This window comes from Vibrio sp. 1562 (genome assembly GCF_033340155.1).
GTDB classification, from domain to species: domain Bacteria; phylum Pseudomonadota; class Gammaproteobacteria; order Enterobacterales; family Vibrionaceae; genus Vibrio; species Vibrio alginolyticus.
Window position 1 is genome coordinate 1 of record NZ_JAWOVY010000273.1, and the last position, 750, is coordinate 750.

Annotated in this window: 1 protein-coding gene and 1 pseudogene; both read right to left on the reverse strand. The window is 44.9% G+C overall.

Annotated features, from left to right (window positions below):
• A pseudogene (locus R7Z49_RS24615) lies at positions 1-315 on the reverse strand (4Fe-4S ferredoxin); the annotation flags it as partial.
• Position 316: 1 nt separating this feature from the next.
• The coding region (gene nrfB, locus R7Z49_RS24620; RefSeq protein ID WP_318112318.1) for a cytochrome c nitrite reductase pentaheme subunit at positions 317-750 on the reverse strand (434 nt) is incomplete at its 5' end.

Genomic DNA, 750 nt, shown 5'->3' on the forward strand with positions numbered 1-750 from the left:
ACATGGTGGATTATCACAGTGCTGACAAGATTCACGCGTAAACTGGTACTCAACATCAGGAAATTCCCCAATGGGTTCACTGCGATGAATTTTTAGGCGGGTCACCCCTTCTGGCACTTTATTCACTTCGCGACATGCTTCGGTACACGCAGTACATCCTATACACGCATTTTCATCATGCACCATGCCAAAACGTTTGGTTTGCTCGCTATCACTGGCATAAAGAGAAGCACTAACAACAGAAGTGCCAGCAACGCCAGTGGTCAAAATCAATGCGCCGCTACTGGCTAAAAAATTTCGTCTTGAACACTTCATGCTATCTCTCCTCTTCTTTTGCAAGTTCAGGTTCAGCAGCAAACTGAGAGTGGCAATCGACACATTGTTTGATGAGCTGTTTTCTGTCGTAAGAAAGCGCTTTCGTTTTGGCAGCGTGAACATCGTGACAATTTGAACAGGTCAAATTTTTAGCATGAACATCATGCGTCCAATTACTTTCTCTCAACTGAGTTGGAGCGTGGCAATCTACACACTGGCTATTCGCTTTGAGAATGGTACTTGGATCAAGAAAAACCTTGTCATGCACTGCTTTTGACTGCGCAGCAGCAAACTTGATCACATCAGGAGCCCCTTCACGGTGATCTGTCGCGATATTGCTGTGACAGTTTGTGCAGTTAAGTGTTTTACCTTGGCTAAGCAGCGCTTCTGGCTCATGCGACAAATTCAGAGTTTCTTTGGCATCCTTATGACATT